Genomic DNA, 14,738 nt, shown 5'->3' with positions numbered 1-14,738 from the left:
TTCAGGCAAGCGACGCTGCTTGTTGCAGGTTGAGCGAACGGGTTTCCGGGGCCAGGGCCCAGGCGACCAGCAGGCCGATGAAGGTCACGACGGCGGCGGCAACCATGGTCTGGGCGATGCCGAGGGTCTCGAGCGAGATGGGCACGAGGTAAGTGCCTACCGCAGCTCCAACCCGCGACAAGGAGGTGCCCACGCCGACTGCAAACGCGCGAATCTCGGTGGGGAACAACTCGTTGGGGTAGACCAGTTGAAGCACCTGGGCACCGCCGATGAACAGGGCATAGGTGCCGAACAGGAACAGGATCAGAACTTCCGAGCCGGTGTGGAACGCACTCAGCCCCAGCAGGGCCAGACCGGACCAGAGGAAGCTGTGGATCAACATGCTGCGGCGGCCGACGGTGTTGATCAGTCGAGTGGCGATGATGCAGCCCACGACGAAGAGGAAGGTGATCGCGACCGAGCCGAATGAGGCCCAGTCGCCCTTCAGGTTGAGCGCCTGCAGGACCTTGGGTGCGAAGGCGTAGACCGCAAATACCGGAATGATCGAGCAGGTCCAGAACACGGTGACGAACAACATGCGCTTGCCGTAACCGGAGTGCAGGAGATTCCACACGGAAAGCTTCTTCACTTCCGCTTGTTCGGGCAGGTTCTTCAGCGAGAACTCAGGCCCGTAAACCTGCTTGATGATGCTTTCAGCCTCCGCTGCGCGTCCCTTGCTCAGCAGCCAGCGGGGCGATTCCGGCGTGCCCATGCGCAGGGCAAACAAGATCGCGCCGATCACGGCGGGGCTGGCCAGGACGAGGCGCCAGGCTTCGTCGCCACCGACCCGCAGGATGAAGTCGCCGGCAACGTAGGCGAGGGCGGCACCGGCGAACCAGAGAATGGTCAGGGTGGCCAGGCGCGGTCCGCGATACTTCTTCGGCAGGAACTCCACCAGTAGGGAAGTCGCCACCGGGTACTCGATGCCGACGGCCATGCCGATCAGGAAGCGCAGCAGGAACAGCGCCGCGGCCGATTCGACCCAGTACTGCGCCAGGGATCCGAGGATGAACAGAGTCGGGCCAACGAAGAAGACTTTCTTGCGGCCCAGTCTGTCGGTCAGCCAACCGCCAAGGAAACCACCACAGAAGATGCCGATCAGTGCCGAGGCGGCGATAAGGCCTTGCCAGAAATCGCTGAGGTTCAGGCCAGTGGTCAGTTGCAACATGGCAACGCCAATGATGCTCAGAACATAGCCATCAACGAAGGACCCGCCGCCGGAACGGAGGGTCAACAGCTTATGGAAGCTGTTCAGAGGGACATCCTCTACTGATCTAGGAATTGTCATTGTTATTTCCCGCTTATAGGGTTTCGGTTGAATCTGGACTGCATGACATCGCGAGGCTCGAACTCGAACGAGCCTCGAAAGTTTCGAGAGACCGCCTGAATCATTGTCTGCAGGCAATCAGGTCCGCGGGCCTGTTGGTGATCGGCCCTGGTATTTGCCCTGAGCCATGAAATCAAACGTACTCAGCTCTCTTTACCTGCCCGGTACTGTCCCCACTTGAGGTTGAGATTCACCCCTGCAGAAAGGAAAGGTTCCGGCGGATTTCTGTTGGGTCCGGAGGTGCGTAGCAGGAAATCGATCAACTCGCTTCGATCGCTTGCCAGCCAATCAGCCAGTAGCTTTCCCGTGGCCGTGCCACGTGTTACACCAAGCCCGTTGCAGCAGAGTGCGCCGTAGACATTGGGCGCCAGCTCGCCGAAATGCCCCATGTGGTTTCTCGACAAGGCCAATGAGCCGCCCCAGGTATATTCGAACTCGACTTCGGGCAGCATCGGGAAGCGACGCTCGAACGAAGTGCGATGCCTCTTCACGAAGCGATCCAGGTACTTGGTGTTGCTGCGACCATCCGGGTTGAAGCTGAAACTGTTGCGAATCAGCAGGCGGTTGTCCGGCGTGCGGCGTACCGTGGTGCCAAATGGATCGGCCGGTATCAATCCCCAGAAGGGCTTGCCGCCAAGACGCGCTTGTTCATCCGCAGTGAGTTGGCGAGTGATGCTGGCGTAGGTGAAGACGGGGAGCATCCTGCCCTTGAGGAAGCCGAAACTCATGCCGAAGGCGTTGTTGGTGAGGATGAGCTTGTCGGCGGTGATGCTGCCGTAGGCGTGGGTGAGGACGGTCTTCTCACCGTACTCGACTCCGGTGATGGGCGTGTTTTCGTAGAGGCTGACGTTGGCCGGGAGGCTGTCGGCCAAGCCCTTGACCAGCGCAGAGGGCTGGATGAGCACCGTCCCCGGGGTGAACAGGGCCTTGCGGTAGAAGTGCGTGCCGATGTGCGCAGGGAGGTCGTCGGCGTCGATCATTTCATAGGCCTGGCCGAGCTTGTCCAGACCACGCCGGTAGGCATCCAGCACGGCGATGCCACGATCTTCGATGGCAGCCTGGTACTTGCCGCAGGCTTTCATCTGACAATCAATGTTGTGCCGCTCTACCAGCTCCTTGAGCAAGGACTGGCCGGTGAGATTCAGTTTCAGGCTGATCTTCGCGGTGTCGATATCGCCGATGTAGTCATCGGCCCCGATATCGTGGGGCAGGTCAATGGCAAAACCGGCATTTCGGCCGGAGGTACCGAACCCAACTTCCTGCGCTTCGACAAGAACTATTTCATCATTGGGAAAGTTGAGCGCCAACTGTCGGGCGGCGGCGAGGCCGGTGAAACCAGCACCTACTACAACCCAGCGAGCCGAGCTTTTGCCGTAATGGCTAGGCCTTGGTTGCCGAGGTTTGCTGAGGTGATACCAACCACAGCTCTTGTCATCGGCAGGTAAAGACGTGATTTTTGTCATTTCATAGACCTGGCTTTTTTATTTCAGCTTGATAAGCATCCCTTGCGGGCGAAGTCTCACTGGACCAAGAGCGCTCGGTTATTACCTGATACTTGGTTGGCAAGTGCCACCTTGACCCGTGCGTCGCGAAATCAGCTCGCTCGATGGTGGCTCTCAGGCCCCGTTATATGGGGGGATGTCGGGATGAAGATTAATGACAGGATCAAGTCGCCAACAAGCAACATTTAGGGGCGGCAATCAATGATCAGAGGTTATGGTTTTCCGATGGGGGTATTGGAAATAAAAAAACCTGCGCAGGGCAGGTTCTTTTGGGTTGGATTAAAAATTAACTTTTTATGCTAGCAATATTGTGTTGGCGAAATAAGCAACAAAATATGGAGGATATTAATAACGCCAGGTCATCAGAGCTGCGCGAGCAGCCAGTCGCGCAGGCGACAACAGGCGTCGTCATCCTCTTTATCTTCGTTGAATGTCAGGTAGTGCAGGGTGTCCTTGAGCACCAGTTCCTGTTCGACGGGCCTGATAAGCAGTCCCTGGTCGACCAGACGGGCTACCAGATGATTCCAGCCCAAGGCGACGCCCTGATGATTGAGGACCATCTGAATCAACAGGATGTAGTCGTTGGCATTGAAGAAATGCGGGGCGTTGGCCGTGCGTGCCTCGAGATCGATGTCGTGGAATGCCAGCCAGACCTTCCAGTCGACATGCTCGGCAACCTGTGAGCGGCCGTAGGGGCTGAGGTTCAGCAGCACGGTGTCGCGCAGGCCCTCCAGCGTGCGAATTTCCGGGTGTTCCTCGAGGTACTTCGGCGTGCATACCGGGTAGATCACATCGTGCATCAGGGGGTAGCTGCGATATCCCTCGCGGATCTTGGCGATCTTGGTGACGAAGATGTCCGGCCGCACGCCAGGTTCCATGGACAGGAAATTCTGCGTGGTGATCAGGTTGAGGTCGACGTCCGGGTTCGCGCCAAAAAAGCTTGGCAACCGAGGGGCGAGCCAGTGCGCGGAGAAAGCCGGCGAGCAGCAAAGGGTGAGCACGCGTTTGGTGGCGCTCTTGTTGCGGATGCGCTCAGCGGCCTGGGAAATGTTGACGAAGGACAACTGCACCGCATCGAAGAAAATCGAGCCGGCGGCAGTGAGTTCCACGGCGCGTCCCTCGCGTTTGAACAGTTCGGCGCCCAGATAGATTTCCAGCTCGCGAATCTGCCGACTGATCGCAGCCTGGGTCACGCACAAGGCTTCGGCCGCTCGCGTGAAGTTCTGATACTTGGCTGCCGCGACGAAGGACTTCACGGCGCGTAAGGACGGCATCTTGATCAGGGTCTGATCGGGTTCGGTGTGCTTGACCATAACTACAAGTAATCAAAATCCTGAATAAAAAGTCGGTTCTGTCGACCGGCGACCGCACCCTAGACTGCGACCTGCTGCAATTGCGGCAGGAAGGCTTCGCTGAGGTTATCCGAAAGGGCACTCATGCAGATAGCCCTGACCTTGGAAAGCGCGAGCCGATGAGTCCATGACTCCATTTTTCGCCGATTCAAGCAAGCACCGACAATTTCCCGTGCCTGTTCTGGAGTGCCTATAACAATGGATAAGAACACTGCAGTTTTAGCCCTGATTCGCCAACGCAAAGAGCGTCATGCACTTCCTCGTGCTGTTTACAGTGACGTGGAGGTGTATCGCCAGGATCTTGAACATATCTGGCACAAGGAATGGATCTTTGCCGGACATACGTTCGAGCTGGAGAAGCCCGGCCAGTACCTGACGCTGCAGATTGGCGACTACCCGGTTGCGGTAGTGCGTGGCGGCGATGGCCAGGTGCGGGCGTTCCACAATGCGTGCCGGCACCGGGGCTCCAAGGTCTGCACCGAGAACAGCGGCAAAGTTGCCAAGTTGGTTTGCCCCTACCACAAATGGGTTTTCGACCTGGACGGCAAATTGCTGTTCGCCGGTAACATGGGGCCGGATTTCAACGTTGCCGACTATGGCCTCAAGCCGGCGCATTGCGAAGTGGTGAACAGCTACATCTACGTTTGCGTGGCCGACAAGGCGCCGGATTTCCAGCCATTCCGCAACGCCGTTTCCCCCTTCATCAGCCCGCACAACCTGGATGATTGCAAGGTGGCGTTCGAGTCCAACCTGATCGAGCGCGGCAACTGGAAGCTGGTCTTCGAGAACAACCGCGAGTGCTACCACTGCGACGGCACCCATCCGGAGTTGCTCAATTCCTACGTCGAGAACCTTTCGGTGGCAGGTGTGGCTGGCGAGGATGACCCCGAGCTGGTGGCGCACTGGAATCGTTGTGAAGCAGCCGGCCTGCCCAGCCGCCTGGTGATGGACGAAGGCGGGCAGTTCCGCATGACGCGTATCCCGCTTTCCGCTGGCGCCGTGAGCTACACCATGGACGGCAAGCCCGCAGTGGCCGGGCGCCTCGATCGCAGCGGCGAGGACAATATCGGCGCGCTGCTGTACTTCAACTATCCCTCCACCTGGAACCATTTCCTCGGTGACCACGCGCTGAGTTTCCGTGTGTTGCCGCAAGGCCCCAACGAAACCCTGGTGACGACCAAGTGGCTGGTGCGGAAGGATGCGCAGGAAGGCCTCGACTACGACCTCGATCGCCTGACCCGGGTCTGGATTGCCACCAACGACCAGGATCGTCGCCTGGTCGAGGGGGCTCAGGCGGGCGTCAGCTCACCGGCGTATGAACCAGGGCCCTACTCGTCGATTGCCGAGAACGGCGTCTGCCAGTTCGTAGATTGGTACTGCGCGACCATGGCCAGCCGGCTGGCCGACTGAGCCACGTACAGCTTCGACCTGGCCCCGTTTCACCCGTTTGGTGAAACGGGGCCTTTTTTATTCTGGACGGCCCTGTGGCCAACAACCTGGTGATGCAACTCATGAATACCCTTACGCGCCGGAATGGCCATGCCAAGGGCTTCTTTCTCGTACTGCTGGCGGCATTCTGTTACGGCCTGCAGCCTCTGTTCGCCCAGTATGCCTACGCTGGCGGCGCCGATCCGGTGGGGCTCCTTCTGGCGCGCTTTTCGATTGCCGCTGGCGTGTTGCTGGTGTTCCTGCGCTGGCGCGGAATACCTCTTCCCGTGGGCCGCCTGGCGCGACAGAACCTGCTGCTCGGAATCGGCTATGGACTCGCAGCGTTGGGGTACTACAGCGCTGCTCGATCCACATCGGTCAGCCTGGCGATCATCCTGGTGTACAGCTTTCCGGCCTTCGTCACGGCGGTATCCATAACCTGCCTGGGGGAGCGGACCAGCGCCCTCAAGCTGGCCAGCCTGGCATTGGCCTTGGGTGGGGTAGTGATGGCCACGGGGCTCAGCCTGACTGGCGCATCGATGGGGGCGCTATGGGCGCTGTTCGCCGCGCTGTGCTACGGGGCGTCGATCATCTACGGCACCCATCGGATCATCCATGAGAATCCCCTGGCATCGGCCGCCATGCTGCTTGTGGGGTGCGCACTGACCTTCGCCGTGGCAGCCCTCCTGCAAGGCGCTTCCTTGCCTTCGACCCCCTTCGCGTGGGGGGCGACCCTGGGGCTGGCACTGTTCGCCACCCTGGTACCGGTGGTGGCATTCCTTGCGGGCTCTCCGCGCATAGGTCCGTCGGTGGCCGCGACCCTGTCGACCGTGGAGCCGGTGGTGGCCGTGACCATCGCGGTATTGCTCATGGGCGAGCAAATCACATTCGCCATGCTGGGTGGCGGACTGATGGTGCTGCTCGCGGCGGTTTTCCTGTCGCGTCAGGGGCCTGTGGAGCCGGAATGCGCTTCGCTGCAAGGCGGCGCCACAGGCGATCAATAACATGAAGTTATGGTTATGGGCGAACAAATGTCGTTGGACGCTGTGATAGGCAAATTCTAATTTGGAGTTGCAACGCGGCATCCCAAATCGATGTCCGCATTTATGGAGCAGGAATTTCTGCACGCCGGTTAACCGGCCATTTTTCCTCCGCTCTTGTCACGCCCGAATGGGTGACAGTGCGAAGTTACTTATTGGTTATAAGCATAAGAATGAGGGTTGTATGAGCCAGGCCGATGAGATTCTTTCGGTAAAGAACATCTTCAAGGTTTTCGGGCCCCATCCGGAAGTTGCCATGGAGATGTTGCGCAAGGGCGCCGACAAGAACGAAATCTTCCGCAAGACCGGTCATGTCGTCGGTGTGTTCGACGCCAGCTTTTCGGTCAAACGCGGAGAAATCTTCGTGATCATGGGGCTGTCGGGGTCGGGCAAGTCGACCATGGTGCGGCTGTTCAATCGCCTGATCGAGCCCACATCCGGCAGCATCCACCTGAACGGGCGCGAGATCACCGGCCTGTCCGACAAGGAACTGCTCGACGTCCGCCGCAAGGACATGGGTATGGTGTTCCAGTCCTTCGCGCTGATGCCCCACATGAGCGTCCTGGAAAATACCGCCTTCGGCCTGGAAATCTCCGGCGTGGGCGAGGGCGAGCGCCATGCCCGCGCCAGCGAGGCCCTGCGTCAGGTGGGCTTGGCCGGGCATGAGCACAGCTACCCGCACCAGTTGTCTGGCGGGATGCAGCAGCGTGTCGGCCTGGCCCGGGCGCTTGCCAACGACCCCACCATCCTCCTCATGGACGAAGCCTTCTCCGCCCTCGACCCGCTGATCCGCAGCGAGATGCAGGGCGAGCTGATACGCCTGCAGGCCGAGCAGCAGCGCACCATCATCTTCATCTCCCACGACATCGAGGAGGCGATCCGCATCGGTCATCGCATCGCGATCATGGAAGGCGGCCGGGTGGTGCAGATCGGCACGCCACAGGAGCTGCTGAACAAGCCCGCCAACGAATATGTCGAGACCTTCTTCAAGGGCTTCGACAGCTCCCGGGTACTCAAGGCCGGCGATGTGGCGCAGCTCGACCCGGCGATGGTCTGCCGGGTGAACGGCAAGGCCCCGCAATTCCAGGCCGGGATACCCTACGGCTACCTGATCGACGAGAGCGACCAACTGCTGGCCGTAGTGGGCGCGGACGAATCCGGCAGCGTGGCGGCCGGGCAGCCGGAGGCGCAGTTCAGCCTGCACGAGAAGAATCCCGTCTACACCGACACGCCCCTGCATGACGTGCTGGGTATCGTCGCGGCACTACCGTATCCCGTGCCCGTCCTGGATCACAGCGGTGCTCTGAAGGGCACCATTTCCAAGAATCTGCTGTTGCAAACCCTGAGCCGCCACTGAGCGTCATCGATCACGCAACAGCCGCAACTTCGGAGAATAGGTAGCCAGCATGTCAGAGTTCAGTCTTCTCGATCCTTTCCAGAGCGCCATCATCCCGCTGGGTGACTGGGTGGAAACCACCCTCAATTACCTGGTGCACAATTTCCGCGATGTGTTCCGTGCCATCCGCTGGCCCATCGACCAGGTGCTCAACGGGTTCGAATACGTCCTGCAGAGCATTCCGCCGACCATCGGCATCATCCTGTCCTCCTTGCTTGGCTGGCAGCTGGCCGGCAAGCGCATGGCACTGCTTTGCTTCGTCACCCTGACTCTGCTCGGCCTGATCGGCGTATGGTCGGAGTCCATGACCACCCTGGCGCTGGTGCTGACCTCGGTGTTCTTCTGCGCCGTGATCGGCATTCCGCTGGGTATTCTCTGCGCCCGCAGCGACCACCTGGAGCGATTGGTGCGGCCGGTGCTCGACGCCATGCAGACCCTGCCGGCATTCGTCTACCTGGTGCCCGTGGTGATGCTATTCGGCATCGGCAACGTGCCAGGCGTGCTGGTGACCATCGTGTTCGCCTTGCCACCGCTGGTGCGCCTGACCAACCTGGGCATCCGCCAAGTGCCCGAAGACAAGATCGAGGCCGCCCGCGCCTTTGGCTGCACCTCACGGCAGATGCTGACCCGTGTGCAATTGCCGCTGGCCACCTCGACCATCATGGCCGGCATGAACCAGACCCTGATGCTGTCACTGTCGATGGTGGTAATCGCCTCGATGATCTCGGTTGGCGGCCTTGGGCAGATGGTCCTGCGCGGCATCGGTCGCCTGGACATGGGACTGGCCACCGTCGGCGGGGTAGGGCTGGTGTTGCTGGCCATCTTCCTCGACCGCCTTACCCAGGCCATGGGGGCGCGCACCAGCGCCGACCCGAGCCTGCATTGGTACCACACCGGCCCCGTTGGCGCGCTGCTGCGTCTGTGCGGTGCCGGGCAAGCCTCCGGGCGGCGCAAGACCGCCTGAGCCGACTGATTCGATCTGCCGAACCCGACAAGAAGCCACAATAAAGGTACGAGACAATGCATCTTTCCAAGTTCTCCCGCAGCCTCCTGCAATGCGCCACCGCGCTGTCCCTGACGGTCGCCGCCCTGAGTGCCAGCGCTTCGGCCGACAAGCCCGGCGACGGCGTCGAGGTCACGCCGATCTTCCCCTCCATCGCCGAAGAGCGCTTCCGCGGCGAGGTGGCAATGGAAGGCCTGCGCGAACTGGGCTACGACGTCCAGGAGCCGGAGGAAACCGAGTACGGCGTGATGATGGTGGCCCTTGCCAATGGCGATGCCGATTTCACCGTGCACCTGTGGGAAAAGCTGCACGACAAGTTCTACCAGCAAGCCGGCGGTGACGAGGTGATGGTCAAGACCGGCAACATCCTGCCGGGTGTCAGCCAGGGCTACCTGATCGACAAGAAAACCGCGGACCAATACAACATCAAGTACATCACCGACCTGAAAAAACCGGAGGTCGCCAAGCTGTTCGACACCGACGGCGACGGCAAGGCCGATCTGACGGGCTGCAACCCGGGCTGGGGTTGCGAGTTGGTCATCTCCCACCACATGAAGGCGTATGACCTGGACAAGAGCGTGCACGTCAACCAGGGCTCGTACTTCGCCCTGATGGCCGACACCATCACCCGCTACAAGGAAGGCAAGCCGATCCTGTACTTCACTTGGGTGCCGCAGTGGATCGCCAGCGTGCTGGTCGAGAACACGGACGTGGTCTGGCTGGAAGTGCCGAAGACCGACCTGCCGGACGGCAACAACGACGTGGACACCATGTACAAGGGCAAGAATCTCGGGTTTGCCGTGGACAAGGTGGTGGCCGTGCTGAATAAGGACTTCGCCGAGGAGAACCCGGCGGCTGTGAAGTTCCTCTCGTTGGTGCAGATCAGCACTGACGACGAGAGTGCACAGAACCTGAAGATGCAGCAGGGCGAGAAGAAGTCTGCCGACATCCAGCGTCATGCCAAGGAGTGGGTCGCCGCGCATCGCCAGCAGTTCGACGCCTGGCTGCAGGCATCGCGAGCCGCTGCCGCGAACCAGGTCAGCCAGACCCAGCAGTAAACGTCTCGGGTGCCCGTATTGCGGGCACCTTCATTCCTCCTACCCGACCTCGTCTGTGGAGTGTCCACATGTCGCTCTATTCGTTCGTCCGCGATTTCCGTTTCCGCGACGCACCGTCCCATACCCGCGAGCTGTTGCAGACCTGTTTGCTGGATATCCTGGGCGTGGCGGCCGGTGCGCGCGACAACACCACCAGCCAGGCACTCAAGCATTACGCGCTGAGCCATTACCCGGCTGGAAAACTGGCCAGCCGCCTGCTGTTCGATGGCCGCCCGGTGCACCCCCTGGGGGCGGCTTGGGCGGGGGGCTTCAGCGTTGACAGCCTGGATGCCCATGAAGGGCATTTCACCTCCAAGGGACACGCTGGAGCGACTGTAGTGCCCGCGTTGCTGGCGCTGGTCGATGCTTGCCGCGAACAGGGCAGGACCATCAGCGGCGAGGAACTGCTCAGCGCCCTCTGCATCGGCTACGAGACGGCGCTGCGGGCTGGCGCCGCGCTGATGGCAACCGCGCCCGACTACCATGCCTCCGGGGCTTTCTCGGGCGTCGGCGTGGTGTGTGGCGGGGCACGACTGCTGGCGCTGGACGAGCAGCGGTTCCGTCATGCCCTGGGCATCGCGGAGTACTTTGGCCCGCGCTGTCCGATGATGCGGCTTGTCGATCATCCCTCGATGCTGCGTGATGCCCATGGCGCAGGGGCCTACGCCGGGCTCAATGCCCTGTTGCTGGCCGAGGCCGGTGTCACCGGGGCGCCGGCTGAGACGGTGGAAGACGAGAGGGTGGCCGCCCACTGGCGCGATCTCGGCGAGCGCTGGGAGATCGACGCGCAATACTTCAAGCCCTGGCCTGTCTGTCGCTGGGCCCAGCCGGCGCTGACGGCCATGTCCGCCCTGATGGTCGAGTACCCGCAGATCCGTGGCGAGAACATCGAGCAGATCCAGGTGCAGACTTTCCATGAATCCATGCGCCTGCAGGGGCATACGCCGGCCAATGCCGACGAGGCCCAATACGCGCTGGCCTTCCCGCTTGCGGCGCTGGTGGTGCGTGGTCAAGTCGGTCCGCTGGAGGTGACGGGGAAGGCGATCCATGCCCCCGACATCCTCGCAGTGAGTCAGCGTATTGAAATCGTCGAGAGTGATGAGCTCTCCGCGCGCTTCCCCAACGAAATCCTGTCGAGAGTCTCCGTCGCGCTCAAGGACGGCCAGGTGATTACGAGTCCGATCACCCCCGCCAAGGGCGACCCCGAGACGGCCATGGCCCGCGCGGAATTCCTGGCCAAGTTCAACTTGCTGGCCGGAATCAGCCTGGGTGAAATGCAGCGGCGCGAAATCGAACAGGCGATTGCGGGATTACCGGGGAGTCCCAGCTGCGAGAAGCTGTTTGCCTTGTTGTTCGGGCAAGCAGGTGCGGCTTGATGACTGATTGCGGGCTGTTGATCGGCCCGCATGCAGAGGGCGCCTTTGCCCGATGGGGGCTGTCCGGCACTTCAAGCCGGGGGATGGGCCGCGACCAGGAGTGGGGTGGCTTCGATGTGATTCCTGAACAGCTGTGAGTCGAGAGATGAGAACGTCATTCGAGAGTGTATTGAAGTGCAAGAATCTGGCCCATCTGGACAGGGCCAGCCGTGCAGGACTGACGACGCCCGTACGGCGTGTAGCCTTCATCCTGCGTGAACATTTCTCGATGATGGCCTTCACCGGTGCGGTGGATGCCCTGGTGACGGCCAACCTCATGAGTTCGACACCGGTGTTCGAGGTTCTGGTCGTCGGCGGCGAAGGCAGTCTGGTCACAAGCGACCTGGGAATTGCCATCTCGACCGATTGCACGCTGGCCGAACTGGACGAGAAGCACCAGGACATAGTTGTCGTATGTGGCGGGTTCCGTGTTCGTCTCCAGGGCGAGCCGCAGCTGAGGACGAAGCTGCGTCACGCCGACGCGGCGGGTGCCGTGCTTGGCGGTCTCTGGAATGGTGCTTACTTCCTGGCTGAGGCCGGTCTGCTGGATGGCCATGAGTGTGCTTTTCACCCGGACGGCCGGGCGATGATGTCCGAGCTCTTTCCCAAGGTGAGCGTGACCAGTCATTCCCACGTGCTGGACCGCAAGCGAATGAGTTGCGCCGGCGCGAACAGCTCGCTGGGCATGATGTTGGAAGTGGTGGGACACAGCGCTGGCCAGGAACTGCTGGATGCGGTGGAGGAGGTCCTGGGGTGCGACAAGATGCGGGAAACCGTCGATGTTTCAGTCGTGTCGATCGACTTCGATCCCACCTTGCCGCGAACCCTCAAACTCGCTTTGGAGCTGATGCACACCAATATCGAGGATCCGATAGAGATAGTTGAGATCGCACGATATGCGCGTATTTCCAGACGACACCTGGAACGGTTGTTCCGGCGATACGTCAAGGCGACACCGCCGCGCTACTACATGGAGCTGCGGCTCACGCACGCGCGTCAACTCTTGCAGCACACCAACAAGTCCTTGACCGAAATTTCTGTGGCGAGCGGATTTGCGACTCTTCCGCATTTCAGTCGCTGCTTTCGCGAGAAATTCGATGTAGCTCCCGGTCAATTTCGTGCTCGGTCTCAGTTTCGGGTCGGATGAGTACCAATCCCTGGGATGGTGCGCAATCGCGCACGGGTGAACTCGGCGTCCCCCTCGATCCTACAAACGGTGAGGCTGCGGCCGCTCTCTCAACGCCTGCGTCTGCTCCACCAGCCAATCGCGGAGCATCTGCATTTCCCTCGACCCGGCCAGATCGCGGCGGCAGACGAAATAGTGCTTGCGATCGTCGGCAAGAAAGGTCTCGCCGGTCGGCCTTACCAGCTTGCCCGCGTCCAGTTGTGGCTGCACCAGGTGGCGCCAGGCCAGACCGACGCCCACGTCTTCCTGGACCGCATCCAGCAGCATCGAAAAATGGCTGAAATCCATTGTTTCCTTGCACATGGCGGCATCGAACCCGAACTGTTTCAGCCAGAACGACCAATCGACAGGTGCCCAGAGCCTGGCTTTCCAGTGGCTGGCACTGAGGTTCAGCAGCGTGACGCTCATCAGTCCTTCCAGGGTCCTGATCTGGGGGTGCTGTTCGAGAAAACCGGGTGTGCAGACCGGAAATATCTCTTCGGAGAAGAGGTACTCGGCCAGATAGTGCGGATGCTCCTCGAGCCCCAGGGTCACTGCGGCACTGAAGCGCTCGTGATAGTCCGGATTCGCCTCCGAGCTGATCAGGTGCAACTGGAGTTCGGGATGCTGGGCTCGCAGTTGCTTCAGCCTCGGCATCAGCCATAGCTGGGCGAAGGCGGTCGTGGTGATCAGGGCCAGGTAATCCAGGCTATTGCGTCGCAGCAATTCGCGGGACGCGGTGGCTATGTGCTGCAGGGCGGAGGAGGCCGCCAGGTACAACGCATGCCCGTCGCTGGTGAGTTGGACCTTGCGATTGCCGCGCAGGAACAACTTCAGGCCATAGAAGTCTTCAAGCGTCTGGATCTGGCGACTGATCGCCGCCTGGGTCACGCAGAGTTCCTCCGCCGCCATCTTGAAACTGCCATGGCGGGCCGCCGCTTCGAAGGTACGCAGCGCGTTCAATGGAGGGAGTAGCTGTCTGAGGTTGCTCATTGGGCAAAGGTGCTGAGTCGGACACTGCGAACAGTTAACCAAAGCTCAATCGGGAATGACAGGCTCCGGTCGGTTTACCGACGAATTGTGCGCCAGAGGTCTGCAGCCCACTTAACCAAAAGCTAAGCGAAGACCGCGCAAAACTCGTTTGTCAGCGGTTTTTGGCCCGTCGATCATCGACCTCGGATCACCCACCCCGAGGAAGCAAACCATGCGGTTCGAAAACAAGGTTGTCGTGATTACCGGAGGCGCCGGTGGCGTCGGTCAGGCCCTGGTCCGGCTGTTTGCCGCCGAAGGTGCACGCCTGATGATCTCGGACATCAATGCCGACGGCTGTCAGGCGATGGTCGACCACGCCCGCGAGCTGGGCGCCGAGGCAGATTGCCTGGCAGGCAATCTGCGGGAGAAGGAATATTGTGAAGCGGTCATTGCCCGGACAGTCGAACGCTTCGGCGGCGTCGACATCCTGCTCAACAACGCCGGCATCATTCCACGAGGCACCATCGAGGAAACCACTGACGAGATGTGGTTTACGGCGATGGACGTCAACCTGAACGCGGTGTTCTTCCTCTGCCGCGCCGCCATCCCCCACATGAAACAGCGTGGCGGCGGTGCCATCGTCAACACGTCCTCGGTCTGGGGTACCTATCCGGGACCTGGCCATGTCGCCTATTGCACCAGCAAGGGAGCAGTGGCGGCGCTGTCCAAGAACCTGGGCCGCGATTGCGCGCCGTTGGGAATCCGCGTCAATGCCGTCTGCCCGCACGAAATCAACACGCCGATGATTCGCAGCGGCTTCGAGCGCCGCGGGCTGGATCCCGACAAGGCGATCGAGGAGCTGAACAAGACCGTGCCGCTGGGACGCATCGCCGAGCCGGAGGACATCGCCGATGTGATCGCCTTCCTGGCTTCCGACCAGGCCCGCTACATTGCCGGCGAGACGGTGGAAGTCACCGGCGCCAAACCGGTTTCAGGCTGAGG

Annotated in this window: 12 protein-coding genes; 8 read left to right on the top strand and 4 right to left on the bottom strand. The window is 60.9% G+C overall.

Translation table 11 applies throughout. The features are described 5' to 3' along the window. Position 1: 1 nt before the first annotated feature. The 3 genes from E8F12_RS10595 to E8F12_RS10585 form a co-directional block, all read right to left on the bottom strand. The gene (locus E8F12_RS10595; RefSeq protein WP_280325195.1) at positions 2-1,327 is read right to left on the bottom strand and encodes an MFS transporter; all 1,326 of its coding nucleotides are present in this window, start codon (positions 1,325-1,327) and stop codon (positions 2-4) included. Positions 1,328-1,509: 182 nt separating this feature from the next. Continuing rightward, positions 1,510-2,829 carry an FAD-binding oxidoreductase gene (locus tag E8F12_RS10590; protein WP_280325194.1) on the bottom strand — a complete coding sequence of 440 codons (1,320 nt, stop codon included), beginning with the start codon at positions 2,827-2,829 and terminating at the stop codon, positions 1,510-1,512. A gap of 401 nt (positions 2,830-3,230) precedes the next feature. Then, on the bottom strand, positions 3,231-4,181 hold the full coding sequence (locus E8F12_RS10585; protein WP_280325193.1) for a LysR family transcriptional regulator: 951 nt from the start codon (positions 4,179-4,181) through the stop codon (positions 3,231-3,233). 237 nt (positions 4,182-4,418) lie between these two features. Between E8F12_RS10585 and E8F12_RS10580 the strand changes: the two genes are divergently transcribed. The 7 genes from E8F12_RS10580 to E8F12_RS10550 all read left to right on the top strand — a co-directional run bounded on the left by E8F12_RS10580 (position 4,419) and on the right by E8F12_RS10550 (position 12,746). After that, positions 4,419-5,630, top strand: a complete 1,212-nt coding sequence (locus tag E8F12_RS10580) for an aromatic ring-hydroxylating dioxygenase subunit alpha (RefSeq protein ID WP_280325192.1) — start codon at positions 4,419-4,421, stop codon at positions 5,628-5,630. A gap of 74 nt (positions 5,631-5,704) precedes the next feature. Beyond that, positions 5,705-6,652 carry a DMT family transporter gene (locus tag E8F12_RS10575; RefSeq protein WP_280325191.1) on the top strand — a complete coding sequence of 316 codons (948 nt, stop codon included), beginning with the start codon at positions 5,705-5,707 and terminating at the stop codon, positions 6,650-6,652. Between the two features lie 220 nt (positions 6,653-6,872). Next, positions 6,873-8,045, top strand: coding sequence for a glycine betaine/L-proline ABC transporter ATP-binding protein ProV (gene proV, locus E8F12_RS10570; RefSeq protein WP_280325190.1), 1,173 nt, complete (start codon positions 6,873-6,875; stop codon positions 8,043-8,045). Between the two features lie 49 nt (positions 8,046-8,094). After that, a complete protein-coding gene (proW, locus tag E8F12_RS10565) occupies positions 8,095-9,048 on the top strand; it encodes a glycine betaine/L-proline ABC transporter permease ProW (protein ID WP_280325189.1) in 954 nt (317 codons plus the stop codon). Between the two features lie 56 nt (positions 9,049-9,104). Beyond that, positions 9,105-10,145 (top strand): glycine betaine/L-proline ABC transporter substrate-binding protein ProX, encoded by a 1,041-nt coding sequence (gene proX / locus E8F12_RS10560; protein WP_280325188.1) that lies wholly within the window; start codon positions 9,105-9,107, stop codon positions 10,143-10,145. Between the two features lie 68 nt (positions 10,146-10,213). Further along, positions 10,214-11,560 (top strand): MmgE/PrpD family protein, encoded by a 1,347-nt coding sequence (locus E8F12_RS10555; RefSeq protein WP_280325186.1) that lies wholly within the window; start codon positions 10,214-10,216, stop codon positions 11,558-11,560. A 145-nt stretch (positions 11,561-11,705) separates the two neighbouring features. Further along, the gene (locus tag E8F12_RS10550) at positions 11,706-12,746 is read left to right on the top strand and encodes a GlxA family transcriptional regulator (protein ID WP_280325185.1); all 1,041 of its coding nucleotides are present in this window, start codon (positions 11,706-11,708) and stop codon (positions 12,744-12,746) included. A 60-nt stretch (positions 12,747-12,806) separates the two neighbouring features. On the opposite strand, the gene E8F12_RS10545 is transcribed toward E8F12_RS10550, so the two are convergent. Beyond that, entirely contained in the window at positions 12,807-13,757 is a 951-nt protein-coding gene (locus E8F12_RS10545; RefSeq protein WP_280325184.1) for a LysR substrate-binding domain-containing protein, read from the bottom strand. 211 nt (positions 13,758-13,968) lie between these two features. Between E8F12_RS10545 and E8F12_RS10540 the strand changes: the two genes are divergently transcribed. Beyond that, positions 13,969-14,736 carry an SDR family NAD(P)-dependent oxidoreductase gene (locus tag E8F12_RS10540; RefSeq protein ID WP_280325182.1) on the top strand — a complete coding sequence of 256 codons (768 nt, stop codon included), beginning with the start codon at positions 13,969-13,971 and terminating at the stop codon, positions 14,734-14,736. Positions 14,737-14,738 lie beyond the last annotated feature (2 nt).

The organism is Pseudomonas sp. BN102, assembly GCF_029871245.1.
Taxonomy (GTDB): Bacteria; Pseudomonadota; Gammaproteobacteria; order Pseudomonadales; family Pseudomonadaceae; genus Metapseudomonas.
This window is presented reverse-complemented; position numbering and strand designations above follow the sequence as displayed.

Coding starts and splice junctions, on each gene's coding strand:
- E8F12_RS10585 (WP_280325193.1), bottom strand. CDS start 4,181: ATGGTCAAGCACACCGAACCCGATCAGACCCTGATCAAGATGCCGTCC.
- E8F12_RS10580 (WP_280325192.1), top strand. CDS start 4,419: ATGGATAAGAACACTGCAGTTTTAGCCCTGATTCGCCAACGCAAAGAG.
- E8F12_RS10540 (WP_280325182.1), top strand. CDS start 13,969: ATGCGGTTCGAAAACAAGGTTGTCGTGATTACCGGAGGCGCCGGTGGC.
- E8F12_RS10555 (WP_280325186.1), top strand. CDS start 10,214: ATGTCGCTCTATTCGTTCGTCCGCGATTTCCGTTTCCGCGACGCACCG.
- proX (WP_280325188.1), top strand. CDS start 9,105: ATGCATCTTTCCAAGTTCTCCCGCAGCCTCCTGCAATGCGCCACCGCG.
- E8F12_RS10590 (WP_280325194.1), bottom strand. CDS start 2,829: ATGACAAAAATCACGTCTTTACCTGCCGATGACAAGAGCTGTGGTTGG.
- E8F12_RS10545 (WP_280325184.1), bottom strand. CDS start 13,757: ATGAGCAACCTCAGACAGCTACTCCCTCCATTGAACGCGCTGCGTACC.
- E8F12_RS10550 (WP_280325185.1), top strand. CDS start 11,706: ATGAGAACGTCATTCGAGAGTGTATTGAAGTGCAAGAATCTGGCCCAT.
- E8F12_RS10595 (WP_280325195.1), bottom strand. CDS start 1,327: ATGACAATTCCTAGATCAGTAGAGGATGTCCCTCTGAACAGCTTCCAT.
- proV (WP_280325190.1), top strand. CDS start 6,873: ATGAGCCAGGCCGATGAGATTCTTTCGGTAAAGAACATCTTCAAGGTT.
- proW (WP_280325189.1), top strand. CDS start 8,095: ATGTCAGAGTTCAGTCTTCTCGATCCTTTCCAGAGCGCCATCATCCCG.